The following is a 25,997-nucleotide window of genomic DNA, read 5'->3' as shown; positions in this document are numbered from 1 at the left end:
GCCTCCCGCGCTTATTCTGTTTGCTTTGCGCCCACCCACTTATTGCTTCTTCATCAATCCAGAAGGTCAAAGAACCACGGTTAATGAGTGATTGGTTGTATTGCTTCCAGTTGGTTGTTTTGTAACGAGGTTTAGGCATAAGGCTACGAGAGAGAGTGGTGGTAGCTGATCAGATCGTAGGTTCTTGATTTAGTTCCATTGAATTACGCAACAAAGCCATTCCAAAGTAATTCGCGAACCTTTTCCACGTTATCAGGGTTAGCCAACACCTTCTTGCTGATATTAACTGCCAAGTTCAAGTGAGATGAGAGAGATTTTACCTCTGTCAGTGATTGCTCAAGAACACTAAAGAAAATCTCTTCTTCATAACCCAATCAAATGCACGATCAATAAACACACCTGGAGAGAAAATCCCTTCTTCTGGAATATCTAAACGAAACAGCGCTTCAACACCAGTCACTTTCTCGATACTAGGTTCAACCTTTGGCTGATAAAAGCAGGTGTGCCAGTCGTTTTCGAAGGCTTCTTGAATGATGTGGTCTGATAGGTTCACTTGTTTGGTTTCTCTTCTCATCGTGTTTCATTTGTATAGCGGCGTTGCTGGTGCGCATTCTGAGAGAAGCGGGCATTCATCACTATATCGTTTTGAGATGAAAAATTGAGATTTGATATGAATTCAGGGTGAGTAACATATTTTTTGTTATTCTTCTTCATATCAATTAGCTGGATATTACTGGTGTGAAAAGTGTGATCTTAAGTCAAGAATGACTGGCATCACATTTTTTTGTAACTGGAGGGATTATTTACAAAGTTGGTCATGTTACACTTGCCCGGTTATAGGAGAGCAACCCATTTATGAAAAATTACAGTGACATATTAGCTTTAATAGTTGACGACTCCCCAGTGATCTTGTCGAGTATTCGAAGAATGCTGATTAGCTTAGGTTTGAATGATAAGAATATTTATCATGCAAAAGATCCTAAAGCTGCTATCTGGCACTGTAAAAAAATGGGTTTTGACCTGATTATTTGCGATTATAATTTTTATACACGCCTCAATGGCAAACAAGTCTTTGAAGAGCTTCAACACTACAGTTTAATAAAACCAAAAAGTAGTTTTATAGTGATAACTGGCGAATCATTATCAAAAATTGTTCGTTCTATTATTGAGCTCTCTCCTGATGAATATATTTTAAAGCCTTTTAATTCAGCTTATTTTACTAATAAGATCCGAAGGTCTCTAGCAAGAAAATCTGCTTTATATCAGCTTTACCAAGCAAAAAATCAGAAAGATTATACTCGCGGTCTTAATTTATGTGATGAACTGGAGTTTGAACACCCTCAATACCATTTTCTAATTCAAAAGTTTAGAGGAGAGTTCTACGCATTGTTAAATATGTTTAATGAAGCGAAAGAGCTATATGACTCAATTATTGTTGAAAAAGACGTTGAGTGGGCAAATGCTGGCTTAGCTGATAGCTTAATAGAGCTAGGTGAGTTTGCTAGAGCACAATCTATTGTTGAAAAAATGCTAGCAAAGGTACCGAATTCGACGCAAGCGATGACGCTAAATGCAAAATATGACATTTATAATGGTGATATACCTAAAGCAATAAAGCAGTTTACTATTATTTCTGAGTTGACCCCTGGTAACCCTGAACGTGAGTTGGTTATTGCAAACTTATGTGTATCTCAGGGGGACTATAGAAGTGCTGCTGCCAGGTTTATGATGTATTACGAACTTAACATCGACACGTATCGCGATAGTTTAGAAGCTCGTTATAATTATATTCGATGCATTCTTTTTATCCATGACTCGATTCAGCAAAATCGTTCATTAGTTAACGAAGAAGAAGTTGAAGAAGATCCAAAAAAATTAAAAATTGAAGCTTTAAATGAGTTTAGGCAAATATCCTTATTAAAGGAAAAAAAATACAACCGAAGTGATGATATGCAAGATAAAGTTGTAAATTATGATATTGAACAAGAGCTTTTGATGTGCCATTTCTCTATTGTTGAGGGGAAGCTTAGGGAAGCGATTTCTATATTAAAGCATATTTACTCGTGTAACTTAGTGGAAGGGTTTTATAATAAGTATCATTTCTTATATCTCTTGAGTTTGCTTTCCTTTAATAAAGAATTTAAGGAGTATGTACATTCCATAAGAGCGGATATGAATGAAAGCCAGTTGAGTCCAATGTTACTTAAATCTCAAGTAGAGTTGATGAAATCTTTGACAAGTAATCATGCAACTCAGACTGATGTGGTCAATGAAAAGCTTGAGAATGCGAGTATATATCAAGGCTCTAATCAAATTATCGACGCATTAGACGAGCTAGTGGACATTCGTTCGAGAAATATTTACATTCGAGAAGTCAATATGCAACTTATTCAGTTGTTGTCTTCAGGTTGGCCTTCTAATTATTCTGCACGGGACGTAAAAGCTCTGTTGAAAAGCTGTTTTAAAGTCTGTAAAGAACTTTATAAACCAATAGAGCTAAAGCAACTTGGGATATTAGATAACATTGCTTTAGCTGAAAGTAGAGTTGCAAAATTTTCTTAAGTTGTGGCGGTTATTTATGACGAGTACCGTCTACTTTGAAGTGGTTAGGAAGTTCGTTTAATGGGATAGGCGCACCAGTAAAATAGCCTTGGCATAGGCTAAAGCCCTGTTGACGTAAAATATGCCAAGTAGCACTGTTTTCGACACCTTCAACAACAGTATTCATACCCATGGTGTCTGCTACCTGGCGTAACATTTTTACTAGAACTTGATGCTTAGGGTTTGTTGCTAGATCAGAAACAAAGCTTCTATCAATTTTCATTTCTGTAAAAGGAAGCTTGAGAAGTTTATCTAATGAGGCATACCCTGTTCCAAAATCATCAATCGATAATTTGAAACCATGTACTCTTAGCCGAGCTAGCGTTGAAAGTGCAACAGGTCGGTTACGATAAGCTTGAGACTCAGTTAATTCCAAAGTTAAGTACTCATGCGGAAAATTGAACGCTTTGCATGCTTCAATGATTTTGTCGCAGATATTTGGTATTGCAAGGTTTTCTTGCGTCATGTTGACCGATACAGAAATATCGAAAGGGCAAGTCGAAATATCACAAAGTGCTCGATTAAGGACGACAAAGAATAGTTGATCCATCATGTTGCATTCTTCGATAGTGTCCATAAATGAAATAGGGCTGAGAATTCCCAGTGTCGGATGTTTAACGCGTGCTAGTGCTTCTACTGAAACAAGCTGCTGATTATCAAAGCGAACTTTTGGTTGGTAATAATTGATAACCTGACTGTTTTGAAAAGCGTCATGTAGATCATGTGCCGACAGGCTATCAGGTGGTTGGTTTTGCCATGTTTGTTCAACACTTTGTGTGAACTTAAGTAGTTCATTTGCTAAGTTAGACTTTAGATCTTTCTTTTTTAGGAGGGACGAGTAGTTGAACTCCAAAAGTGAGCTGATATTTAATGTTAAATCGCAAATATCATCTTCCGCAGAGCTAACAATCACAACACCTAACTCTTTGGTGATTTCAGATATTTCAAGTAATAACTTGATACCGTCCATATTAGGCATGTTAATGTCACAGAATGCCAAGTCGATACTACTGTTTTTCATGAGAGCTAGCGCTTCTATGCCGTCTTGAGCAACATATACATGTTCAACGCCTAACAGACTAAGTTCGATCTTTAATCGAGTGCTCTGAATAAGGTCATCTTCAACGATCATTACTTTCAAGTTATGCTGCATTATTCGATGCCCTCGAGTAGATCTTTTACTTCTTCAACGATTTCGTTCATTTTCTTGGTCAGCATACACTTTTGGCTTACAATTTTTTGAGGATCGAGCTCGTTTTGTAGCTCTTGAGCTAGAGTTGCAATCTCAGTTAGACCTAACATGTTCGCCGTGCCTTTTATTTTATGAGCCAGCGCCCTCAGATCTACATCACTTTTGTCCAAGCTTTCAATGTCTAATGACATTGATTGAATAATGACACTATAAATATCTCGTTTATTTTCATTACTGTAATCCGAGAAATTGCTCTCGATTTCACTCTCAGGCTCTGACGTTGAGAGAGGTTCGGATTTCACTAGAAACTTAGATATGTTGTCATAGATTGCCTTTGAATCGATCGGTTTTGAGATTAATGCGTCAAAGTACTCAAAATTCTCTAAGGTGTAGTTGGATTCTCCAGTACATCCAACAATATTCGCGTAGCCATACAGCCCGATGTTTGTTTTAACTTCTCTTGCTAAACTGTGGCCATCGAGATTTGGCATGTGAATATCTGTGAGGATTAGATCGTACGCACCTTTGCGCTCTTTTAGTTGTGTTAACGCGTGCTGTCCATCATTTGAAACGTCGCTAGAAAGCCCTAGGTCTTTTAATTGATTCTTTAATAAGCATTGATTAATCAGGTCATCTTCAACAATTAATACGTGCCCAATTAGTGTCTCCATCATTTTTTCCTCTGAGAGCTGAGTTGAAGGGGATTTTTGATTATCATTTAATGGCATCAGATCTGAAATAAGTTGATTTAGTTTTAAGTTCAATTCAATCAATGACTCTTGTTCTAACTTTTCTTCATGAGAAACACATGCTTGGTAGAGTGTTGTAGCACCTAGGTTGCCTGCTGTTCCTTTTAATTGATGTACTTTTTGGTGTTCATTGGCTTCAATACTAGTACCACGGTATTGTTCTATGAAGGCGCTTAATAGCTTGAGGTACAGTGCTGTGTTCCCGGCCGCGATTTTTAGGCCAGCTTCTAAATCAATAGTGGAAACTTTGCTTAGCCAGTTCGGGATTGGAGCGACAGGTTTGTCAGCAACCACCTCACCAGCGTCGTTAGTTTCTACAATCTGGTTTGTGAACCATTTTAGCATTTTTCTATACATGTCTTGGGTGTCGATAGGTTTTCCTATGATGTCATTCATACCTGACTCTATTGCTTTATCAATATCTGCAGACATAATGTTCGCAGTCATAGCGATAATCGGTAAAGAAAGTCCTAATTCCTGACGAATCATTTGAGTTGCTTGATAGCCATCTATCTGGGGGAGTTGGCAGTCCATGAGAATACCATCGTATTTTTGTTGACTCAGTTGATGTATAGCTTTCTCACCATCGGAGCAAACATCCAAGCGGGTGACACCTTTAAGTAGAGCTTTTACGAGCTCTTGGTTAATAAAGTTGTCTTCCACTAATAATATATGCTTGTTTTTTAAAGGTTTTAAATTCAACTTCGGAACATCAGCTTGATTTTCTTGGTTATCGAGTATCTCTGGAGCAATATCAAGGATGATCTCAAATGAGAATTGACTACCTTTACCTTGATCGCTTTTAACTGTTAAGCGACCTCCCATGAGTTCAACAAGTTGTTTACTGATAATTAAACCGAGACCAGTGCCTCCATACATACGACTCGTAGATTCGTCTACCTGGATAAAAGGTTTGAATAGCTTATCTATATCTTCACCTGATATTCCGATTCCTGTATCTATAATTTCAAAACTGAGTTTTGTTTTATTTTTGTTTACATTATCACATGAAATTAATAAGTTGATCTCACCTTTTTCAGTAAATTTGATCGCATTGCCTACTATGTTTAATAGAATTTGGTTTAATCTTAATGAGTCACCTAAGACATAATTTGGAATGTCATTACTATAACTTAGTTTTAAATTTAAACCCTTCTCATTCGCAATGATAAACATCATCTCGTAGAATTCGTCAATCAATGAAGGCAGCGAAAATATTTTATTTTTTATATTAAATGAACCTGATTCAATTTTTGATGTATCTAAAATATCGTTGACTATCTTCAATAGAGATCTAGAGGCGTTATTAACATTTTTTATATATTTATTTTTATCGATATCGATGTCAGTATTCGTTGCTAATTGACTCATACCAATTATTGCATTTAAAGGCGTTCGGATTTCATGGCTCATATTAGCAAGGAATTGAGACTTTATTTTTGTAGATGATATAGCCTCATCTCTAGCAATTGTTGCCTCGTGTGTAAGCCTTACTAAACTCTTTAATGAATGGTAAATCAAGTACGCTAACATAACCATACCAATGAAAAACAACAACGTTAGTAGCGTAATGAGATAAGAGGTCAGCTTTAAATCACTCACACTATTAATTCTTTCGTCACGAATAGAAAGTATGATTGCTTCGGCTTCTAAAACGGATGGAGTAGCTTCTTTAGAATTTTTAATCAATGCATAGTTATTCTTGTTTAATTTAGTAAATATATCAATGTAGAAATCAGTGTCTTCTGATAATTTTGATAGATAATATGATTTATCTTTGTTTTTTATAAGAGGTATTAGCTCTTCTAAATTGGATTTTATGTTTTTAAGAATACCAATAGCTTCATTTAATTGCTGAGTGTCTAGTCTTCTTCCAAGAGTAAGAGAGTTGACTATTTTTTTGTTTATAGCAGTTTTATCACTTATCAAACTGTTTATAAGTTCAATTGTGTGAGGGTTTCTATAAGTATAGTTGAAGTTCAGAACCATCTTTATATTATTATTTACCAAATTAGAGCGTGCTGCGTACTCGGCTATTATTGCTTTTCTTTCTTTATCTATCGCAACATACTCTAAAAAGCTCTCTCTATATTTACTGATAAGAACGAGAATTCTTTCTTCATTGTGATCATTTAAATCTAATGTCAGATCCTTGGCCTTTTCAATATAGCTTAAGGCTTCATTTAAATATTTTTCACTATTATCTCTTACATAGCCTAACGTGTTAAGACGAGCCCTATCCAAAGAAAATATCAACTCTCCAGTAGTATGAATACGTTTAAGTACCTCAAAAACCTTATTTGTTCCTACCCAAGTACCAATTGCTGTGGTAACGAGGAGGGTAAAAACTAAAAGAAAGCTAATCATGATTAGCTTAATACGACTCTCCTTTTTCTCAATCTTAGATAATTGATCAAAGTTTGGGATCATTTTTGGCATACATACTCGGACTAATATTAGAAATTTACGACGTTGTGAGAGCGCTGATAACTATCATGTGAATTACAATAGTTTAACGGCAGATTCCATATAAGGAAGTGGTTTTTGGCGAAAATTTACTTTGTTGGCTGGCCAAAAAAATCATGTGCTTCGGTGTGGCTAGAGTAAGGTTCTCAAGTTGCTTAGTAAATAATCGTGTCGCTTCGAGTTACTATTCGTGCCTATGATTCATTAATGTTTTTCCAACTAAAGGGATAATCGAGAAGGGGATGTTCAACTAGAATAGGGGTATAAGTTTTACAGTGTAAATGATCGAATTGAAATCGTTTACATCCCCTACATAATGCGGCGCGATGCTGCTGAATAATAATTAGGAAGGAATAGACAATGTCTTCTGCATTTTACCAACAGATTCAAACTCAAATCGAAGAAGTTAAAGAAGAAGGTCTTTACAAGTCTGAGCGCATTATTACTTCTGCACAAAAAGCAGCGGTTTCTATCTCGACTGGTGAAGAAGTACTAAACTTCTGTGCAAACAACTACTTAGGTCTTGCTAACCACCCAGCTCTTATCGAAGCAGCTAAAGATGGTATGGATCAGCACGGTTTTGGTATGGCTTCAGTACGTTTCATCTGTGGTACTCAAGATTCTCACAAAGAACTAGAGCAAAAGCTTTCTACGTTCCTAGGTAAAGAAGACACTATCCTTTACACATCTTGTTTTGATGCAAACGCTGGTTTGTTCGAAACAATTCTAGGTAAAGAAGACGCAATCATCTCTGACGCACTAAACCACGCATCTATCATCGATGGCGTTCGTCTGTGTAAAGCAATGCGTTTCCGTTACTCGAACAACAACATGGAAGAGCTAGAGCAGCAACTTATCGCTGCTAAAGAAGCTGGCGCTCGTCACACACTAATCGTAACTGACGGTGTGTTCTCAATGGACGGCGTAGTGGCTAACCTTCCTGCTATCTGTGACCTTGCAGACAAGTACGATGCACTAGTAATGGTTGATGACTCTCACGCAGTGGGCTTCATGGGCGAAAACGGAGCGGGTACTCACGAGTTCCACAACGTTGTAGACCGTATCGATATCATCACTGGTACTCTTGGTAAAGCAATGGGTGGCGCTTCAGGCGGTTACACTTCTGGTAAGAAAGAAGTGATCGACTGGCTACGTCAGCGTTCTCGTCCATACCTATTCTCTAACTCTGTTGCTCCTGCAATCGTATCTGCGTCTATCCGCGTTCTAGATCTTCTTGCGGAATCTGGCGACCTACGTACTCAACTATGGGAAAACTCTGCTCACTTCCGTACTCGCATGGAAGAAGCTGGCTTCACTATGGGCGGTGCAGACCACGCAATCATCCCAATCATGCTTGGTGATGCAAAAGTAGCGGCTGAGTTCGCTGAGCGCGCACTAGAGAAAGGCATCTACGTTGTAGGTTTCTCTTTCCCTGTAGTACCAAAAGGTCAAGCTCGTATCCGTACGCAAATGTCTGCTGCACACTCTCGTGAGCAACTAGACCGCGCAATCGATGCGTTCATCCAAGTTGGTAAAGACATGGGTATCATCTAATTTTAAAGGGGTGCCACGAGCATCCTTTAATTAGATAGAGCAACACCCAGTAGAATATATAGATTTTTGATTCTCGCCTTACAGTTAGGCGAGATGAACTAGGTAACATTATGAAAATTAAAGCACTTTCTAAGCTAAAGCCTGAAGAAGGCATTTGGATGACCGAGGTTGAAAAACCTGAAATGGGTCATAATGATCTTCTTATTCGTATTAAGAAAACCGCAATTTGTGGTACTGACGTACATATCTACAACTGGGATGAGTGGTCACAAAACACAATCCCAGTACCTATGGTAGTAGGTCACGAATACGTGGGTGAAGTTGTTGGCATTGGCCAAGAAGTTCGTGGTTTTGAAATCGGCGACCGTGTATCTGGCGAAGGTCACATCACATGTGGTCACTGTCGTAACTGTCGTGGCGGCCGTACTCACCTTTGTCGTAACACAACAGGTGTTGGTGTTAACCGCACTGGTGCGTTCTCTGAGTTCCTTGTGATTCCTGCGTTCAACGCATTTAAGATCCCTGCAGAAATCTCTGACGATCTAGCTTCAATCTTTGACCCGTTTGGTAACGCAGTACACACAGCACTTTCTTTCGACCTAGTTGGCGAAGACGTGCTAATTACTGGTGCTGGCCCAATCGGTATCATGGCTGCAGCTGTTGCTAAGCACGTTGGTGCTCGTCACGTTGTAATCACTGATGTAAACGAGTACCGCCTAGATCTTGCTAAGAAAATGGGTGTGACTCGCGCAGTAAACGTGATGGAAGAGAAGCTTGAAGACGTAATGTCTGATCTTGGCATGACTGAAGGCTTCGATGTAGGCCTAGAAATGTCTGGTAACCCATCTGCGTTCAACAGCATGCTGACTAACATGAACCACGGCGGTAAGATCTCTCTACTAGGTATTCCACCATCAGACATGGCAGTAGACTGGAACCAAGTCATCTTTAAAGGCTTGGTTATCAAAGGTATCTACGGTCGTGAGATGTTCGAAACTTGGTACAAGATGGCTTCTTTGATTCAATCTGGCCTAGATCTAACACCAATTATTACTCACCACTACAAAGTGGACGACTTCCAGAAAGGCTTCGACATGATGCGATCTGGTATGTCTGGTAAGGTAATTTTAGACTGGGAGTAGGATACTACCGGTTTTGAATATCAGAAGGCAACAGGTAAAACTGTTGCCTTTTTTGTCGCCATTCTTAATTGATAATTAATTTAAACTATTGATATTTAGTGGTTATTTTTGTTTTTTCATATAGTGGCAAGTTTGATTCAATCAGGGTTAGACCTATCACCAATCATTACTCATCACTTTAAAATTGATGATTTCCAAACTGGCTTCGATGCTATGCGTAGTGGGCTTTCTGGCAAGGTTATCCTTGATTGGGAATAGAAAAAAATAGGCTCTAAATAGCAAAAGGCGACAGTGAAAATGTCGCCTTTTTTACGAATAAAACCGCTAAATAACGGTCGATTACAGTGTCTGCCGCCACTTTGTCGCCATTAATTCTCTAATGGATTGAGGTGTACAGCTTGTATCAAATGTTCTGGAGCAAAATGAGAATACGCCATTGTCTGCTCAATCTTAGTATGCCCAAGAATACGCTGTAACACCAAGATATCCCCTTTGTTCATCATAAAATGCGAAGCAAAGGTATGCCGTAGAACATGCGTCGCTTGCCCACTCGGAACGTGCTCTGGTAAAGCTTTTTTAATGTAGCGCCAGGCGTCCTTGTAACTCGTGTTAAAAATTTCATGGTCGCTCACGGCGATATCTAAGATCTCTTGATATAAAGCTGGTGAGATGGGCACACTTCGATTCCTCTTACCTTTTGTCTCGGTGTAAGTCAGTTTAAATTCAGCTACCTGTGAACGGGTAAGAGTTAGAGCTTCACTTATACGGGCACCGGTGGCTAAGCAAATCTTAGAAATTACAATGAGCTGCGGAATCGAGACTGTAATGACTCGGTTGAAATTTTTCAGGTTAACTAAGAACTCTTCAATTTGTGGCTTGGTTAGATATGCTAGGTTCTTCTCACTTGTTTTGATTGTTTCGATAGCTTCAAGTGGATTGGGGTATTTCCATTGATTGTACTTAATCAGTTTCTTGAACATTCCCTTTAGATAAATCAATTCCGTGTTATGTGTTGTTGGTGAAATCTTAATAGATTTATTTTTGCCACGGTAGGGTATTCGCGCTGCACGATAGTCTAAGTAGTCTCGTTCTTTAAGGTGGGAGGCAATTGGATTCCCTAATTCTTCAATTGTCTTGGCTATTAGCTCCCGAGCTTGTTTACCCGATTTCAACGTATGACCGTGTATGGTCCACCAAGTGTCTAACAGTTCGCTCATTCTACGGTGATCGGTTTTACTTCCCATCCATGGCTTATCGTCAATCTCCTTCATCGTGTGAAGCTCAAAAGCCTTTGCTTCTCCCTTAGTCGTAAACTTTTTACGAACACGTTTCCCCGTTCGCCCATTCGGGTAACATTCGCAGAGCCAAGGTTTGGTAGAACCATCTTTTAAATTGCGGATAGACATAATAAAGCCTAAAATCACTGTATGTAAAAACAGCATAATTAGAGCTGAAACGTAGAACAATGTTTTATATCGGACAAAAAGCACAGGTTAGGCTCCTATCTCAAAGTGCTAAGAAAGCTAATAGGTTATTGCTGTGTATCAATCAATTCATGTGACTGCTGGCTACAGTCATTTCAAAATCAACAGTGATGGTCCAATTGGAGTAAGTAAGAAGAACCAAGGGGTGATTGATGCGGTTTTGAAACTAGGTAATCGCTTTACGGCACCATTTGGTGGGTTTATAGAAGCTGAAAACGTGATCGGTTTGAAGTGGGTGAAGCTGGTCGATATTAAATATCTGTGTACTGATGAAGAAGCCGAAACTATCGAGTACGTGATACAAAAAGACCACTATGTAGTGGGGACGTATCAAGACCGGAAGTTGTATATTTTATTGTTTGGTGGAGAACCAAAGCACCATCAGATCAAATGCCTTGAACAAGATGGGAAAAATAATGTGTTTGGGTTGTTTTAATGTAGAGGTGATAATTTATAAATCAGTTAGGCCAGAAACTTACAGTCCGTATTGTCGGCTCGATCTTCTAAATTAGCAGGTGGCTAGCTCATTTTTGCCCCATTATTAGATAGACCTTTTACTCATTCACATCCTGTTAATGGGGTTTTGCCCTACTAGAAGTTATCCATTCTTCGAATGCTGTTCGTCGTTAATCCCCGTGTTGTATCACGGGGGTAAATTCGACCTAACTATCAACGATTCAAAAACTTTTTAACTAACCATCTGTTTGATATAAAAAAGGCTCCATAAGGAGCCTTTAATAAAACATGTAGTTTAAAACATCAACTTTAAGCTGATTCTAGTTCTTCAAAAGCTTCGGCTTGGACTTTTCGGAATTCGTCACTCAAAGGTATCAATGAATCAACAAACTTAATCGCGTTTTCGAATTTAGCATAGATGTCTTCTGCCGTTAGAGTGAGCTGAAATGTAGCGTAGTTTCCATGCACTAGCTTGTTTCTTGTAGATCCTAAAACCATGAAGTCGCTAATACTACTATTCAGCTCTGTATCCTCAGCTAGTTTGGCTTTCATGAACTCTTTAAACTCAGGCCCAAACAGTGAAAAAAACTGGTTTGCGTTGCTTTGATCCCAATTAAAAAGAGTATGATACTGGCGCTTCAACGCCTTAGTTTCCATAAAGCCGTGCGTAATTGAACACGTACTAGGATTCAACATATCAAACATGATTTGGATAACCTTGCTTTCAAAATAACTTGCTGTAGATAGCAGCATTACTTTGGAGTACTGAGCCTTGTAGTCATTAGCTATGCTGATCTGACTATTTTCCATCAAGAACTTGTAATTCTCACCATAGTCATTGAAGAGTGCACCAATGGCTTTTCGTCCAGAATCATTATTGGCCATCGATATATTCCTGTAGCAGAGTTCTAGCACGGTCTGTTCTCGTCACTACACTCTCTCTACGAGTCGTTTTGCCTGTACTTGACTCTATAAATATCTCGTCTGCCTTCAAGAGAGCTAGGTATTCTGAGGTGATTGGCGGTATGTTTACGGTTTTTTGTTCTACAGAAGAACGACACGCTGCATAGAATACTGACTCGAATAAAGTAATACTCAAGCGACTAGCACCTGTTCTAAAGTCTTCAACTTGCACACCCTCACACGCCACCATGAAGCTATCCCAAAGTTCTTTGAAGAAGTCCGTATCTTCTTGAGAAAATGATTTGGTCGCATTCGAGAATGTATTTAGAAAACCAGATATTGTCGTCTTATATTCTTCACGGCTATTTACCATTGCTAACGTACGTAGAATAGCCTCGACGTCATTTAATCTCATGTCGACAATGTCTTTACCGAGAATGATATTACGCCAAACGTCGTTCTCGTTTAATTTTATTAGGCTTACGTTGAATTTAGAATGATATAGGCTCATTCTAATTTCTTGTGGTGTCAAATTCATACCTCCACTATTAAGTCGGTTGAATATCTCAAACATGGCCCCATCTTCTTCATCATCATTTGCTACTGGTTTAATGATCATGTTTCTGATTGTTGCCAGGTTGAGAGCCATTTGACTATCACCTAATGTCTTGTAGTTTTTGCCGTTGAAACGATTTGCTTGTCCATCAACTAATCCGTCTAGTCTTAGGTTAAATCTTTGGAAGTAGTTATCATCTTGCATTATGTCATCAGGAATATGACCTTGCTCATCAAAAATAGCTCTTAATTCTGAGCGCTTTTCTTTCTTAGGGAAGCGGCCATTAAAAAAGTAGTAAAGTGTCATCAAGCGTTGTTGGCCATCAATTACCAAGAACTCATTTTTACCACTTTCATACAAAAATATTTGAGGGATTGGTAAACCAATAAGGAGAGATTCAATCAGTTTCGATGCACGTTTTATGTCCCATACATAGTGTCTTTGAAACGCAGGGATCTTAAAAACCTTCGAGCTTATAAAAGAAATGATTGTCGAAATATTAAAGTCATTTGGTGTAGTTGTTAGCTGAAATTCGTTTATTGGGTACGATTCGCTTTCTTGATCTGTTATATCGTTCATACTGACGCTCTATATAGTTGTTAGATTGATTTTTTTGCATAATACGCTGAAATTTAATATAAAAAAAGCCGAATACCTTCTGGTATCCGACTTTTATTCCAGTGCTGCAAGCAAAGGCACATAGAATGTTATCAATCCTGATTAATACACTGCGTCAATGTATCAATTCAATTTCTACTGTGTAAAACATCAATAGCAGTGACGAGACATCGATCAACTCTATTGATAACTGACTAACATCATGACTACTAAATTATGAGGTATTGAACGCAGCATCGTTTGTGTAACGAAGCTCACCTCTTAATCTTTGCTATTGCTCTTGCAAGGCTAAGTAAGTGTGTTGAGGTTTTAATCTCTAGTTCGGATTGAATTCCAAGGAGTGCTATCCCTGCCAATATTTGTTGTGGCCTCACGACTTGCCCTGTCGGCAGCTCCATTCTATCGTATAACATTTTGAACTGTACCCAGTCTTCACTAATGCTTAGTTCTCGGCCTTTAGCCATTCTCATAAGTCTCTTGCACTCCGGAGGTATTGGATTTCCCTCATCCCAACCTGTGACAGTTCTCACAGATTTAAAACACAGTTCAGCGACCTCTTCCTTGGTCATTTGACACTCTAACTCTCGAAAAATGTAATTCTTACTCATTTCGCGATACTTCAATGATAAAACCTCTAAATACAAGAGGTTGCACTACATTTATAAGATATGCACCATTAAACATAATCAGACAAAGTGCGCACTGTACAAAGGCGTATTAATTGGCAAACTTGCCTTATAAAAAGTTATTCATGAATCACTAATATTAGAATTCCTAAAACTCATTTTTGTCCAGAACCGTCACAGGCTTAATTCTTAACCGTAGCACCTCCTAGCTCGAAAGAGTGTCCAAATGTTTGATAAAAATAGGTTTCGACTCTTCAGATCATTTATTAGCAAAGTACTCTCGGTAGGTCTTTTAACTTTGTCGTGTATTGTGGTGATAAAAAATTGCGCTTCATAGCCCAGTCATGTGTAGTTCCCTGAGCGGCTAGGAATATCGAATCTCGCCCCAACTTGTTATTGAGTTTATCTATGGCTTGCATCAATGCTGGGTTGTCAGGTTCGGAAAATAAGTCCTGTTGACGCTGCCGATCGGATACTAGGTTCATCGCACCTACGCCAATCTTGTAATAGCTGACACCTGGCTTAAACAACCTAGTTGCCATCAACGTCACTGCTTTAGTCAACTTACTTGTATCATTAGTTGGAAATTCAAATGTGCAGGTTTTTTTGAAGTTTTGTGGTATGTCATCGAAAGGTGATGTGTTGGCAAAAGCCATGAGAGTAGCGCATGAGCTCTTTTGATTACGTGCTTTTCTTGCCACTGTGGCAGCGTGAAAGGCGAGGGCTTGTTTTAGCTCTTCAAGTGATGTTATTCGGTTGCCGACACTGCGAGTGCTAAATATCTGTTGTTTGTCCGCTCTGCATTCGTCCCAAACTTTGCAAGGGTGGCCATTTAACTCACGAACGGTGCGTTCAATTTCTACATTGAAAGAGCACCTTGCTTGTTCAGGACTTAAATTCGCAAGATCTAGAGCTGTTTCAATCCCCATCAACTTCATACGTTGTGTCAATCGCCTTCCAACGCCCCAAACTTCAGATACAGGTTGTGATGTCAAATATTGTTGGCGTTTGTCTTCAGAATCAATGATGCAGACACCATTCAACTTTTTATCAACTTTGGCTACTCTGTTTGCCATTTTTGATAGTGTCAAAGTATCACCCGCACCAAAGCAAACGGGCAGTCGACATTCTTTCCAGACCGTTTGACGAATTCGTTGACCGAAAGAGGTTAAGTCTGACTCAACATGTGAAAAACGGCTTATATCTAAAAAGCATTCATCTATTGAGTAAATATGGCTCCTTGGTGAGAACGTCGTAATTGTTGCCATCATTTTTGCAGACAGATCAGCATATAAAGCATAGTTTGATGAAAAAACGTTCACACCACGCTTTTCAATGAGTGTTTTTTGCTTGAAATAGGGCTCAAACTTTTTGACTCCAGCTTCTTTTGCCAACCGATTTGCTGCTACAACTGCACCATCATTGTTTGATAAGACAATACAGGGTAGGTGTCGTAAATCAGGCCGAAATACTTGTTCACAAGCGACATACATAGCGTTGCAATCTATAAGAGCAAACATTACATGAACTCAGGCAACGGTTTATGTAGACGAATAGAACGTATCACAACCCCTTCAATAGCAAAGGCATCTTCTGGATGGATCTCAATAGGTAAGTGATGAGGATTTGCTGACAGCAAAAGCCTGTTATGCAGATCAAGGATTTTGCACATAAATGCACCATTTAAGCTGACGATAACGGTATCAAAATGCTGAGCTTGTGGCTTTCTGTCGATGACTAACAAGTCGCCATTGAAGATGCCAATTCTTTCCATGGAATCTCCGTTAGCATAAGCAAGATATGTAGCATTGGGGTTATTTACCAAGACAGAATCCAGTGAAACACCAAGCTCAACATACTCAGCTGCTGGTGATTCCCAGGAGGTAAGAGAGCAAGAAATACTGGATGGAGAAAGCGGTAGAATGTGCATGTTTACGACCTAAGAACCTATACTGTATAAATATACAGTATAGGTTCTAGGGCCGTCAATGTTTGTAAAACTAAGTGCGGTTTAATTAACCTTTTGTTCGAATTAACAAAGCGTACGTTTAAAAGTTGAGCTTGTTCGAACCCATTAGGTATGCGAGCGACTGCATCGTGATTTTCTTCACATGATGGCAGTCTATTCCAATACTTTAACTGTGAGTGTTTTTATTATTCTGTACGTATGAATACTAAATCAATTTTTCTAGAGTATATCCATCGCGCAAATGCTCATTGCGATAGCTGTTTAAACCAGTTGTTTGTATTGATGACTCAAGCTGTGATGAAGGTCGATTCTGACGATATAGCTTTGCATTTGATGAACGATGTATCGGAGCCCGATTTGTTGTTGCTGATCGTTTTAACCGATATTGATTTAACTACTCAGTATGACGAACTCATACTTGCGATTGCTGTCACTCACGTAATGAACTTTGAAAGTCATCCACTTCACTAGATCTGTAGCTTGGTGTTCAAAAATGCAGTCGCCTGGACAGTTCATTAGTACAGTCATCCATATAACTTGTTAGTTCTATCACTGGATTGCTAATTTGAAATGGTCTAAATGTATAGGGTCACTTTCACCCTAATATTATATATAGAGTAAAAGTGACCCCCATGAAAACATCCCAAAGCTACGCTTTGAAAGACCTCTATTAGTTCATGAGCGTAGCTCATGGTTGTTCCTAAGGTAATTTAAGTAACTCAATCCTATGAAGAGCTACTTGTTGTAGTGGATTAAATCGCTTAATTACTGATTCGTAGTTACACAGCATGTTGGAAGTCGGATAGTTAAATGGAAGCGCGGCATAGCTACAACTTCGAGCATGTTCTGAGCTGAGCAATTCGAGCCCAAACAACCTTAGTGTTCAACAACCTAAACGTTCCAATATTTCATTACTATCAGCTAAACCACTTGGCAGGGTATATGGAACGATTGATCTCAACTCTGATACTGCCAGCTTTCTAGTGCAGTAATTTGTATCTCTGGTTGTGTGTTGGTTCATGAAAAAGGCTACAGAATTTCCTTTCTCGTCGTACACAATTTTGTAGTAATCCGAGGGTATTGCATGAGGCTCATCAGCTTTTGGTAAAGTATCCATTTCGTTACGGTAGAGAGTCCCCGTAATAACGTACAGGTTCTCTCGAAACCCAACGGCATCCCTAACTGCTTCTTCCAAGTTTTTCCATGCGCCTTGGTTTAAGTCTTTTGCTTGGGGAGTGATATTCGACAAATAGTTAAGAGTAGGCCAATAGCGGCTGCCGACAAAACTGGCTAAGGGAGCCTGATGCCCACGGTCAACATTGAGCTTACTTGAAGCCCCAGTATAATCACCTTTCTCTAATCGCTCAGCTTCAACAAGTAGAGGGTTATTTTTCCAAGTTCGATTAGTTGTTGTTCCGAAGTTAAGAATATCGACTTCATATGCGACCCAATCTGCAAATTGTGTTTTCTTGTTTTGAGAGAGCGTGTATAAACGCTCAAAGATGACAACATTACCGTCAATTTCTAGGCTAGGGCAGCCAATTGGGCAGTTTGGCGTCCGAAATTCAGCAGCACTCAAAATACCTGAGGCTAGCACCGTAATTGCTATCCATGCTTTCATTGTCATTCCTTTAGATGAGCTTCGCCTCAAATTTAGCATAACTATCAAAACGGTAGAAGTAGAGTGGGTTAACGTTTCTGAAACGGGAAGACCCCATTTGGTTTCCTCGTGAGCTTCCTTATTCTGACGTTTTTCACAATTTCGGTCTTCGAGTTGAGGATTAACTGTGTACAGAAGTGGTTTAGTGCCACAAGAAAAAGGCTCTTCACTTGTTGCCCAATTCGTCTGAGTAACTTTTGCCCGAAATGGGTTTCGTTCGATTTACATAACGAGTTACGGTATGAGATTTGACCTAAGTTTTCTTATACATGTATTGCCTCTAAAGTTCAGGCTTTACCACCTAAGCTAGACATCAAGATTTCCGCTTATTTAGTGAACTTAACTTTGGTCTTGATAAATTGGTTGAATACGAAAACACTCGGCATATACCAAGTGCTTTTTGTTTGTGCTTATCCGAACTGAATAACCGTTTAAACTTGCTTACGAACCTGCAACACGCTCAGTACCGATAGTGAAAGGAAAAACGCAGGATCAGTCCAACCAAAGCCAACAAAGATACCAGTGAAAGCCGCATACAGTGTGATGATCGCCCCAAGCATATTGGTTACAACCAAACCTAGGATGAGCTTTTTGGCGCTGAGCCCCGCTTCAATATCTCGTAATAACCAAGTTATCGCTGCGATGCCGCCAAGAAAGATACTGGTGTGCTGAGAGAGAAAATACGCGTATTTATCATTGATCTCTACACCGTACATTGGCCACATGACAGTGGGTAAGAAAAACAGCGCTAAGGCAAACCCTGCGTATATGATGCCGTGTAGGCTTAAAAACATTTTATTGTTCATTTGGTCTATCTCTATTTCGTGTCTTTTGCTATTTCTTCTTTCATTTCACTATTTTTATTTTCACTCAGGAATGAACGGTTGAACTAGCCGTTGATTGGGCCTTTATTAATGGTAGTTAATGGTTGGTTCACGTCAAAAATCACGCCGCGAACTTTATCCACGCCCATCTCTTTTAAGCGTGCGCTATGCATTGCTAGGTAAGTCTCTGCACTGAGTTGGTCTTCAAAAAGGTAGACTCCACCACCCAGTTTTTTGGCTTGGTTTTCAGTCCAGATTTTCCAGATCAGCCCCGATTCATTGTTGATAGACTTTGCTAGGCCAACGAGTGCGTTCGACATCTCTTCACCAAATGGGCCGTTAAATTCAAAATCGACTTGTAATAATTTCATGGTTATTTCTCCAAACAGATACTTGGTATTGCGCTGAGACTCCTGTCATATCGCAAACATAGGAGGCTTTATTGCCTGTTTAGATATTACCTTTAAAAAATGGACTGGAAAGTTCATAATATTGCCATTAAATGTCAGGATTTTAGACCAATGAGATTAAAGACCACCCTCGACCAATGGCAAACACTCCATGAGATAGATCGTGCTGGTAGCATTCAGGCAGCGGCATTGCAACTCAATAAGAGCCATACCACGCTGATCTATGCGTTGAGAAAACTGGAAAGTCAACTAGGCGTGTCGTTGGTTCAGGTTGAAGGTCGAAGAACGGTGTTATCTGAAGACGGTAAAGCGTTATTGCGCAGGGCTAGCAGCATGCTGGAACAAGCGCGAGAACTAGAGCTGATCAGTGAGCAGTTAGCAAAGGGGGTTGAGTCAGAAATAGTAGTCGCAGTTGATCATTTGTGCTGTCTTGAGCATCTTTATAAGCCGATGGCTAATTTTATGGCAGAGAACAACAGTACATCGATACAAGTGGTAGAAACATCACTGTCGAAGACCACTGAAATGGTCATTCAAGAACTGGCTGATGTTGCCATCATTAATCTACCCATAATCAATTACCCTGCAGAAGCCTTTGGTTTTACCAAGATGGAGCCTGTTGTGGCGAGTTCGCATCCGATAACTAGGGGGACGTCTATATCGCTCAACCAGCTCTCGTCGCTGCCACAAATTGTGGTGAGAGATTTAGGCTCGATTGAAAAACTGGGCGAGAAAAAAGATGTGGGCTGGTTAAAGTCGAGTCAGCGCATTACGGTTGATAATTTCGACCATGCCTTTGGTGCAGTAGAGCAGGGGGTGGGCTATTGCAGGCTGCCTAAGCATATTGTTGATAGCCGAGGTAGTGAGAAACTAACGGTACTGAATGTGGAAAATGGCAGTGGCTATCATGTTCCATTGCATCTGACTTTACCTAAAGGGATAAAAACGGGGCCTGCGACAAAACGTTTTTATGAGTTGCTTCTTGAGTCAGCCTCACCCTTACCTTCTATCTCCTGAGCAACTTCCAAATCAAGTTCGATTTGAAACTAGCGAGGCGGGAGACCGTTCAAGAATAGCACGCCACATTCACCAGTGTAGGGAAGCCTTTCTTCCTCCAACTCGTTGCTATCGTGTTCGAAGAGTTTCAAAGTTATTCTTGTGTAATGTTTAACGAGATTTGGTCTCCAGATTAGTAGTATTGCAATACCTTAGATAATCCATTGTTCTCTAATTTAGTAATGTAACTAGCTCATTTTTGTCCAAAAATGTTTCAGGACTACTTAGAGATTGCACAACGACCAACACTGACCCAAAGACTGCCATAAGGCAGTCTTTGTCTTTGCAAGTGCCACTCCCCACGAGGGAGGGTGATAAGAGGCTCGTTAAGTATCGGTGACGCTATTAATCAAATTAGCTGCAGGGCTCTCAAACAGATGAGTGTAACAGTTAACGCTTTTCTATCACTAACGCGACTCTACCTACAACCCTTACTTCATCTTCTTCGAGGGTTAGAATCGAACCGTTAAAGCTGATGGCTAGCTTTTTGCCTGGTAAGCGCTGGATGTCGTTTAGCGAGAGTAGGCCGTCCATATCAACTAGGTATGTACCGCTTACTGCATGGTGAGATTCTTTATTTATAAGGAACGTAGTAGTTCCATCTTTGATTGCTATTACATTACTCACACCTAACTCGTCTAGAAGAGCTTTATCGAATGCAAGTATCCCTTTCCCAACCAATTTACCGTCGTCAATAGAGAAACAGTCGATATCGAAAAGAGTTTTCGATTCGTTCTTCTTATTAATATGCTTTTGGGTTGGTGTTTTAGGGTACGGTTCGCCTTTATCTAGAAGTAACCATTCAAGTGAGACTCCAGTGCTCAAATGAGTCCTTACTGCAATTTCAAAGGGAGTAAGGTTTCTCTGTCGCCAAGTCGCGATTGTTGATTTTGGGATGCCAAATACGTCTGCTACGTCCTGTTGGCGGTCTGAATTCGTGATATCTATCAACTTCTTGATAATATCTCTACCTCCCAAATACGATATTTGGTCTATTTTAAGTTGCTTGTTATTCATATGTGATCAATAATCGCAATTGAGTTCGAAATGGTGGGGTGCAACTCGTCATTCCGAAATTAAACATTCAATGACCAAGCAGGATATCATTATGCTCTCATATCAAGTAGTCCTAAATACGCCTTTCATGACGTACGACCAATACTCTCAGTTCTCCGGAATGCCGAAACGCACCATCATGGATTGGGTAGCTGATGGTCGCTTACCTATTAAAACTAAAGCAAAAGGTAAAGAAACCCCTCTCATCAATATGGTCATGTTGCTAGAAATGGCAACGCGTGAAACGTTGGAGAGAATGGGGTAAATAGCCATGCGTTTATCTTTCATAACTTCGACCAAAGAGCTTTGTCCGTTGGGGCTAACATTCTTGGTTGGAGTTTCGTTGTCATCTCGTCTTTCTTCAATTGAGTATTGGTTATGAACGGAATTGACTCAATAGGCGAATTTTCTCGCACAAAACAAGGGGCCTTTAATGAGGCGTGTTGCGTGTTCGCTAGGTCAGAGAATATGGCTAGGCTGGCAGAGGTCATAGGGATGAGTCCGACCATGCTGCGGAATAAACTTAATCCTGATCAGCCTCATGTCCTGAGTTGTGTTGAAGCCATCACTCTCGCCAAAGTGAGCGGTAATCACATTATTGTAAACAGCTTACTTCTTGGACTTGGGGTGGTCACCGCTTATATACCGCCCAACACTACCGATGATGCCTTTGTTTTGTGCGCACTAGAGAGCTCGACCCATTCGGGTGAGTTGTCTCGAATGGCTTTGGAGTATGCAGGAAAGCCTAGGCTTACTCGGGCACAGAAATATGAGATTGTTCAGACCGTACACGCGAATATCAGCGGTCAGGTTTTGCTCCTCAATAGTTTGGAAAAACTGAATCAAGGTGTTGGTCTGCTCAAAGCGATAGGGCGGAAAGGTGGGCGCTAGTGGTATATCAGTTTCAAGTATTCATTCGGAGGGGTGATGCTCATTGCTCCGGATCATAAGCCATCTTCTGAAAGGTCTGGTCATGGATTAACAGAGGAAGATAAGCGAAGAGGCCTTCGCTATATCAGGCGCATCCGACGCGAGTTATGTGACCGTCAACTTTCGCCATTATTGGTTGAGTGGATGAGGTTAACGTATCAATTAAGGCATTCGAATCGGGTGTTTGAACAAGTACGGCTGCGAATTCGTTTATTCGGTCTTGAAAAGCGAATGCAAAGAATCAGACAGCGTTGGCTTTAACGCGTTGTCCTTAGCCTGAGTAACGTCATTGGCTGCTCCCAAAGGAGAGCCTGTTAGCCAAGGAAAACGTGATGAATAATCATGAGTGGGCGGTCATAGGCGGTAAGGTGCTTCAAATAAGCCAAGAAGCGGTCTTCTATCTAGCGGTAGTGAGCGAAGACCAATGGCGTGATGCATTCCGCTGTCCTGTGAAAAGCGGGGTGAGGGGAAATGACGAACACTTAACAATTGAACGCCTGAATGGAAAGGATTCATCAGGTTCGACAGGCTTATTGGGCGCCACTAAGAGCGTCAACTCGGTCGTAACGTACGAGGCCTTGGAAAGGGTGTTTATCCAGAGCGAGTCAGGAAGTCAACGTGGACAAGGGACGGTGAGGGCGAGCCGATGACGGCTCATTCTGAATACGCTGCGTCTTCGTCTATGTCGTGTTTGAGCCGGTTGCTTGAGGAAGCGCCTTATTTGTCGAGGTGCAGTGACAACAAAACCGCGATGCTAATTCGACCTCGAAACTACGCCGTCAGATGGCCCTATATGCAGGTCAATCGAAAAGAGATGCAGGCGTGGATGGTTTTCGATATTGATCATGAACACCGAGCTTTCCCCAATCCCTACATTTGGCAAGATGAAGGGTTGCCGCCCCCCAATATGATTGTCCGAAACCGTACCAGTAATAAAGCCCACCTTTTTTATGCCATTGTACCGGTTTGCACCAGTGATCAGGCTCGCTCCAAACCCATTCAGTACCTCAAAGCCATTTATCGCGCGTTAGCCTTGCGATTGGAGGCGGACTTGAGTTATTCAGGGCCTGTTGCCAAAACGCCCTTTCATCCTTGGTGGCAGACAACCGAACTTCACCGCAGTGTCTATGAACTTAACGAGTTAGCGGATTCGCTTGAACTGGAGAGTACGCGGCCGTGGCTTCGTCAAGAGAGTGACGTTTCTTATTCCCGGAATTGTACTTTGTTTGAACGTACTCGCCGGTTCGCTTATGACATCGTCGACGAAGAAAGGGAAAAGGGCAGCTATACGAATTTTAAAGGCCGTGTAGAGAGCTTTGCACATATCAATAATGCCAATTTGGTGGGTAAGCCGTCTTTGCCATGCAGTGAGGTGTTAGCGGTGGTAAAAAGCGTCTCTCGTTGGACCTGGGATAAATATTGTGCTCGGTCAGACTGCCAGCGAGGTGTGATGAGGTTGGATAGTGGATTAAGTTTACAGGAAAGGCAGCGTAGAGCGGCCAGAAGAACTCATAACCTTCGTCGGACGAAGACCACTCGCCGAATTATCCGCGCCTGTCTGTTTCTGTTACGCAAAAATCAGGAGCTCACGATTGGTTTGGTGGCGCGTAAGGCGAACTTGTGTCGCCAGACCGTCAGTCGTTACGTCTATCTGTTTGAATGGGTCAAGTCTGCTTTATCCGAAAGTAGGCGAAATGGGCCAGAGCCTCGTGGTAATTATGCTGTTCATCAGATATCTGCCCCTATAACGTTAGAGAGGGCGGAGTATGAAGTAGGGAAAAAGAAGGCGGTGCTTGAGTCGGCTTTTCCTTGAGTTAAATAATAATGAGTAACTATCGACTAAAAACGAGGTCCCTTAGTAAATTCAATTATGGAGTTGAGACTAGGTTGCATTTATTGGACACCCGATCATCTCCTCTCTTACTTTTTGTCCGCGAGCTCCTTTTTAAAGACATGAAATGTGTTCTAAGGGTGAGTCGACATGACCCTGTTCAATGTGATTGATGTCTCAATTTGTTTAAATATGGATTCACCCGCTCCATATTGCTGTATATTTACACAGTAACTTAAGGGAGGAGTTATGTCTTTTAAAGATAAAGAGACACTGTCAACAGGAATTGAATTCATTGTTGAAGCCGTAGCGGTGAAGACGAATGGCCAAGATCATTCAGCGTTAGGCTTATATCTGATCAGCTTACTGTTAGAAGATCAAAAGATTGGCCTTGATTGTGATGAAAAAAGGACGGTAGTACCGCTTGGTAAATCGCGTACAACACATCTTGATTTGGGCTGGAAGTGCCCAACGTTTTAGATTTGGTTGTGTTAGTTGGCGCTTCATATAGCTGTGGGACAATTACTAAGGTACAGGATAGACAATTGATGGAAAAGTACAGGTAAGCACTCACAAGAGTCTTGGACTAGTTAAGGCTAAACAGTGTGTGATAAGCAGTATGGTTAGCTAATTGGGTGGACTTTGTAATGATAGTTATTCAACTCTTCACTTGCTTGGCACAACTCATATGTGAAATAAGGTTGGGTTGCTAAGCTCTTAGTGAATCTGTCTAATTCATTCGTATGTATAAACAGCGAAATGGGTGCAATCTGACGGTTTTCATTATCGAAGCAATGATCAATATGTGCTCTGTCGATATAAACAACGTCCATTTCCTGCTTAGGGGTCTCTTCAATAAGTTTTGTTTCTAATCCGCTCTTCTCAAAGCGTTCTAACAAGGCATAAAGCTTATCAACGTCGTTTTTGCTCTCTATCGCTGAATATTGAGATAAAACGCTTTCTAAGTGTTTTTCGATTGAGCCAAATTTACTCTTCATCAAACAAACAGTTTTAAGCTTTTTCTTGATAAGGCTATATCGAGCTTGTTTGATTTTTGGCTTTAAGAAGTCAATGATGATCTTGTTTCGTTGCTCTTCTTTAACAAAGTGACTGGAAGTTTTTACTTTGAAGTAAAGGTGAAGAAGAGTGTTTTCGAAGGTCGACTTAAGAAGTTGATGGTATGAATGTTCTGACATTGTTCACATCGATTATTTTCTGGTGAGGGTATCTTATCACAAGAATAGCAAGGCTCTAAGGCCGAAACCCAAGTGACGCCATTTGCTGTTTGTGTGTTGTTGAGTGAGTTTCCTACTCATAAGAAGCATGACTTAAGAGTGATTCTTAACGCTCAATATCTCTGCGCTAAACCTGGCACCTTGAAAGTGATACGACAGTATCACTTTATTACTCTTATTTTGGAGTTACTCTTATGAAAGTCGAGATCGTTACTTCCCTCAAGCGTCAAGCGTCCCAAATCCTAGCGGACTTACACGACACCAAAGAACCTGTGCTAATCACCGAACACGGTAAACCTTCTGCGTATTTGGTTGATGTGGACGACTATCATTTTATGCAAAACCGTTTGGTTATCTTTGAAGGGATCGCATGTGGTGAGCGCGCCATTTCACAAGGCAAGTCCTTGAGTCAGGATGAAGCTAAGGACAAGATGTCAAAATGGCTGAAGTGATTTGGAGTGAGCCGCGTGATCGGACCTCAAGGATATCGCGAAATACATTGCCCTTGAATATCTGGTTGCGGCCAAGCAGATGATTCAAAATATTTTCGACAAAGTTGAACACCTCAATTACCGAGAAGTTGTGGTCAACCCTTGTCGTGTTTTTTGCAAGCAAGACGGGGACAAGGTGTACATCTTGTTTGTGATGCGCGCGGAGCAAGGTTTATGTTGATTTTTGT

General features: G+C 40.5%; 24 protein-coding genes and 4 pseudogenes. 13 read left to right on the top strand and 15 right to left on the bottom strand.

Features of this window, described 5'->3' with window-relative positions; genetic code table 11:
• A pseudogene (locus AB6D58_RS06755) lies at window positions 1-139 on the bottom strand (IS5/IS1182 family transposase); the annotation flags it as partial.
• 79 nt (window positions 140-218) lie between these two features.
• Window positions 219-574 (bottom strand): annotated as a pseudogene (locus tag AB6D58_RS06750) (EAL domain-containing protein); the annotation flags it as partial.
• A 281-nt stretch (window positions 575-855) separates the two neighbouring features.
• Here AB6D58_RS06750 and AB6D58_RS06745 point away from each other — a divergent pair.
• Window positions 856-2,562, top strand: coding sequence for a response regulator (locus AB6D58_RS06745; protein WP_017059542.1), 1,707 nt, complete (start codon window positions 856-858; stop codon window positions 2,560-2,562).
• 10 nt (window positions 2,563-2,572) lie between these two features.
• Here AB6D58_RS06745 and AB6D58_RS06740 read toward each other — a convergent pair whose 3' ends face one another.
• A complete protein-coding gene (locus AB6D58_RS06740) occupies window positions 2,573-3,754 on the bottom strand; it encodes an EAL domain-containing protein (RefSeq protein WP_372135942.1) in 1,182 nt (393 codons plus the stop codon).
• Window positions 3,754-6,981, bottom strand: a complete 3,228-nt coding sequence (locus AB6D58_RS06735) for a response regulator (protein ID WP_136977999.1) — start codon at window positions 6,979-6,981, stop codon at window positions 3,754-3,756. The genes AB6D58_RS06740 and AB6D58_RS06735 overlap by 1 nt, the downstream gene beginning before the upstream one ends.
• Window positions 6,982-7,368: 387 nt before the next feature.
• On the opposite strand from AB6D58_RS06735, the gene AB6D58_RS06730 reads away from it, so the two are divergent.
• The 3 genes and pseudogenes from AB6D58_RS06730 to AB6D58_RS06720 all read left to right on the top strand — a co-directional run.
• On the top strand, window positions 7,369-8,562 hold the full coding sequence (locus AB6D58_RS06730) for a glycine C-acetyltransferase (RefSeq protein ID WP_017064793.1): 1,194 nt from the start codon (window positions 7,369-7,371) through the stop codon (window positions 8,560-8,562).
• A 110-nt stretch (window positions 8,563-8,672) separates the two neighbouring features.
• On the top strand, window positions 8,673-9,704 hold the full coding sequence (tdh, locus tag AB6D58_RS06725) for an L-threonine 3-dehydrogenase (RefSeq protein WP_017059546.1): 1,032 nt from the start codon (window positions 8,673-8,675) through the stop codon (window positions 9,702-9,704).
• A gap of 123 nt (window positions 9,705-9,827) precedes the next feature.
• A pseudogene (locus AB6D58_RS06720) lies at window positions 9,828-9,962 on the top strand (L-threonine 3-dehydrogenase); the annotation flags it as partial.
• A gap of 110 nt (window positions 9,963-10,072) precedes the next feature.
• Here AB6D58_RS06720 and AB6D58_RS06715 read toward each other — a convergent pair.
• On the bottom strand, window positions 10,073-11,110 hold the full coding sequence (locus AB6D58_RS06715; protein ID WP_029203706.1) for a tyrosine-type recombinase/integrase: 1,038 nt from the start codon (window positions 11,108-11,110) through the stop codon (window positions 10,073-10,075).
• A 133-nt stretch (window positions 11,111-11,243) separates the two neighbouring features.
• On the opposite strand from AB6D58_RS06715, the gene AB6D58_RS06710 reads away from it, so the two are divergent.
• Window positions 11,244-11,624, top strand: a complete 381-nt coding sequence (locus AB6D58_RS06710) for a hypothetical protein (protein ID WP_016800220.1) — start codon at window positions 11,244-11,246, stop codon at window positions 11,622-11,624.
• 329 nt (window positions 11,625-11,953) lie between these two features.
• On the opposite strand, the gene AB6D58_RS06705 is transcribed toward AB6D58_RS06710, so the two are convergent.
• From AB6D58_RS06705 to AB6D58_RS06685, 5 genes are all read right to left on the bottom strand, one after another.
• Complete coding sequence (locus AB6D58_RS06705) at window positions 11,954-12,529, bottom strand: HEPN domain-containing protein (RefSeq protein WP_372156803.1); 576 nt, start codon at window positions 12,527-12,529, stop codon at window positions 11,954-11,956.
• Window positions 12,519-13,682: a DUF262 domain-containing protein gene (locus tag AB6D58_RS06700; protein WP_372156801.1), complete on the bottom strand. Its 1,164-nt coding sequence runs from the start codon at window positions 13,680-13,682 to the stop codon at window positions 12,519-12,521. Before AB6D58_RS06700 ends, AB6D58_RS06705 begins: the two co-directional genes overlap by 11 nt.
• Window positions 13,683-13,975: 293 nt before the next feature.
• Complete coding sequence (locus AB6D58_RS06695; protein ID WP_372156798.1) at window positions 13,976-14,344, bottom strand: regulator; 369 nt, start codon at window positions 14,342-14,344, stop codon at window positions 13,976-13,978.
• A 269-nt stretch (window positions 14,345-14,613) separates the two neighbouring features.
• Window positions 14,614-15,867, bottom strand: a complete 1,254-nt coding sequence (locus AB6D58_RS06690) for a Y-family DNA polymerase (RefSeq protein WP_017059572.1) — start codon at window positions 15,865-15,867, stop codon at window positions 14,614-14,616.
• Window positions 15,867-16,277, bottom strand: a complete 411-nt coding sequence (locus AB6D58_RS06685) for a LexA family transcriptional regulator (RefSeq protein ID WP_029203707.1) — start codon at window positions 16,275-16,277, stop codon at window positions 15,867-15,869. The genes AB6D58_RS06690 and AB6D58_RS06685 overlap by 1 nt, the downstream gene beginning before the upstream one ends.
• 237 nt (window positions 16,278-16,514) lie before the next feature.
• On the opposite strand from AB6D58_RS06685, the gene AB6D58_RS06680 reads away from it, so the two are divergent.
• The gene (locus AB6D58_RS06680) at window positions 16,515-16,787 is read left to right on the top strand and encodes a hypothetical protein (protein WP_016800232.1); all 273 of its coding nucleotides are present in this window, start codon (window positions 16,515-16,517) and stop codon (window positions 16,785-16,787) included.
• A 412-nt stretch (window positions 16,788-17,199) separates the two neighbouring features.
• Here AB6D58_RS06680 and AB6D58_RS06675 read toward each other — a convergent pair whose 3' ends face one another.
• From AB6D58_RS06675 to AB6D58_RS06665, 3 genes are all read right to left on the bottom strand, one after another.
• Window positions 17,200-17,937, bottom strand: a complete 738-nt coding sequence (locus tag AB6D58_RS06675; protein WP_016800233.1) for a DNA/RNA non-specific endonuclease — start codon at window positions 17,935-17,937, stop codon at window positions 17,200-17,202.
• A gap of 470 nt (window positions 17,938-18,407) precedes the next feature.
• The gene (locus AB6D58_RS06670; RefSeq protein WP_016800234.1) at window positions 18,408-18,782 is read right to left on the bottom strand and encodes a hypothetical protein; all 375 of its coding nucleotides are present in this window, start codon (window positions 18,780-18,782) and stop codon (window positions 18,408-18,410) included.
• 83 nt (window positions 18,783-18,865) lie between these two features.
• Window positions 18,866-19,171, bottom strand: coding sequence for a monooxygenase (locus tag AB6D58_RS06665; protein WP_017059571.1), 306 nt, complete (start codon window positions 19,169-19,171; stop codon window positions 18,866-18,868).
• Window positions 19,172-19,321: 150 nt separating this feature from the next.
• Here AB6D58_RS06665 and AB6D58_RS06660 point away from each other — a divergent pair, with 150 nt between their 5' ends.
• Complete coding sequence (locus AB6D58_RS06660) at window positions 19,322-20,227, top strand: LysR family transcriptional regulator (RefSeq protein WP_029203681.1); 906 nt, start codon at window positions 19,322-19,324, stop codon at window positions 20,225-20,227.
• A gap of 429 nt (window positions 20,228-20,656) precedes the next feature.
• Here AB6D58_RS06660 and AB6D58_RS06655 read toward each other — a convergent pair whose 3' ends face one another.
• On the bottom strand, window positions 20,657-21,283 hold the full coding sequence (locus AB6D58_RS06655) for a phage repressor protein CI (protein ID WP_016799972.1): 627 nt from the start codon (window positions 21,281-21,283) through the stop codon (window positions 20,657-20,659).
• 91 nt (window positions 21,284-21,374) lie between these two features.
• On the opposite strand from AB6D58_RS06655, the gene AB6D58_RS06650 reads away from it, so the two are divergent.
• The 4 genes from AB6D58_RS06650 to AB6D58_RS06635 all read left to right on the top strand — a co-directional run bounded on the left by AB6D58_RS06650 (window position 21,375) and on the right by AB6D58_RS06635 (window position 24,563).
• Window positions 21,375-21,587 carry a hypothetical protein gene (locus AB6D58_RS06650; protein WP_029203682.1) on the top strand — a complete coding sequence of 71 codons (213 nt, stop codon included), beginning with the start codon at window positions 21,375-21,377 and terminating at the stop codon, window positions 21,585-21,587.
• A 113-nt stretch (window positions 21,588-21,700) separates the two neighbouring features.
• Window positions 21,701-22,213, top strand: a complete 513-nt coding sequence (locus tag AB6D58_RS06645; RefSeq protein WP_016799974.1) for a phage regulatory CII family protein — start codon at window positions 21,701-21,703, stop codon at window positions 22,211-22,213.
• Between the two features lie 685 nt (window positions 22,214-22,898).
• A complete protein-coding gene (locus tag AB6D58_RS06640) occupies window positions 22,899-24,065 on the top strand; it encodes a replication initiation protein (protein ID WP_016799976.1) in 1,167 nt (388 codons plus the stop codon).
• A gap of 267 nt (window positions 24,066-24,332) precedes the next feature.
• Window positions 24,333-24,563 (top strand): hypothetical protein, encoded by a 231-nt coding sequence (locus AB6D58_RS06635; RefSeq protein WP_016799977.1) that lies wholly within the window; start codon window positions 24,333-24,335, stop codon window positions 24,561-24,563.
• 143 nt (window positions 24,564-24,706) lie between these two features.
• On the opposite strand, the gene AB6D58_RS06630 is transcribed toward AB6D58_RS06635, so the two are convergent.
• The gene (locus AB6D58_RS06630; RefSeq protein WP_016799978.1) at window positions 24,707-25,279 is read right to left on the bottom strand and encodes a DUF2913 family protein; all 573 of its coding nucleotides are present in this window, start codon (window positions 25,277-25,279) and stop codon (window positions 24,707-24,709) included.
• A gap of 233 nt (window positions 25,280-25,512) precedes the next feature.
• On the opposite strand from AB6D58_RS06630, the gene AB6D58_RS06625 reads away from it, so the two are divergent.
• Window positions 25,513-25,770 carry a type II toxin-antitoxin system Phd/YefM family antitoxin gene (locus tag AB6D58_RS06625; RefSeq protein WP_016799979.1) on the top strand — a complete coding sequence of 86 codons (258 nt, stop codon included), beginning with the start codon at window positions 25,513-25,515 and terminating at the stop codon, window positions 25,768-25,770.
• Window positions 25,758-25,990, top strand: a pseudogene (locus AB6D58_RS06620) (type II toxin-antitoxin system RelE/ParE family toxin). Before AB6D58_RS06625 ends, AB6D58_RS06620 begins: the two are co-directional and overlap by 13 nt.
• Window positions 25,991-25,997: the final 7 nt, after the last annotated feature.

The organism is Vibrio sp. 10N.239.312.D08 (assembly GCF_041466145.1).
In the GTDB taxonomy this organism is placed as follows: domain Bacteria; phylum Pseudomonadota; class Gammaproteobacteria; order Enterobacterales; family Vibrionaceae; genus Vibrio; species Vibrio crassostreae_C.
The sequence above is the reverse complement of the archived record's forward strand: the minus strand, read 5'-3'. Positions and strand labels throughout refer to the sequence as shown.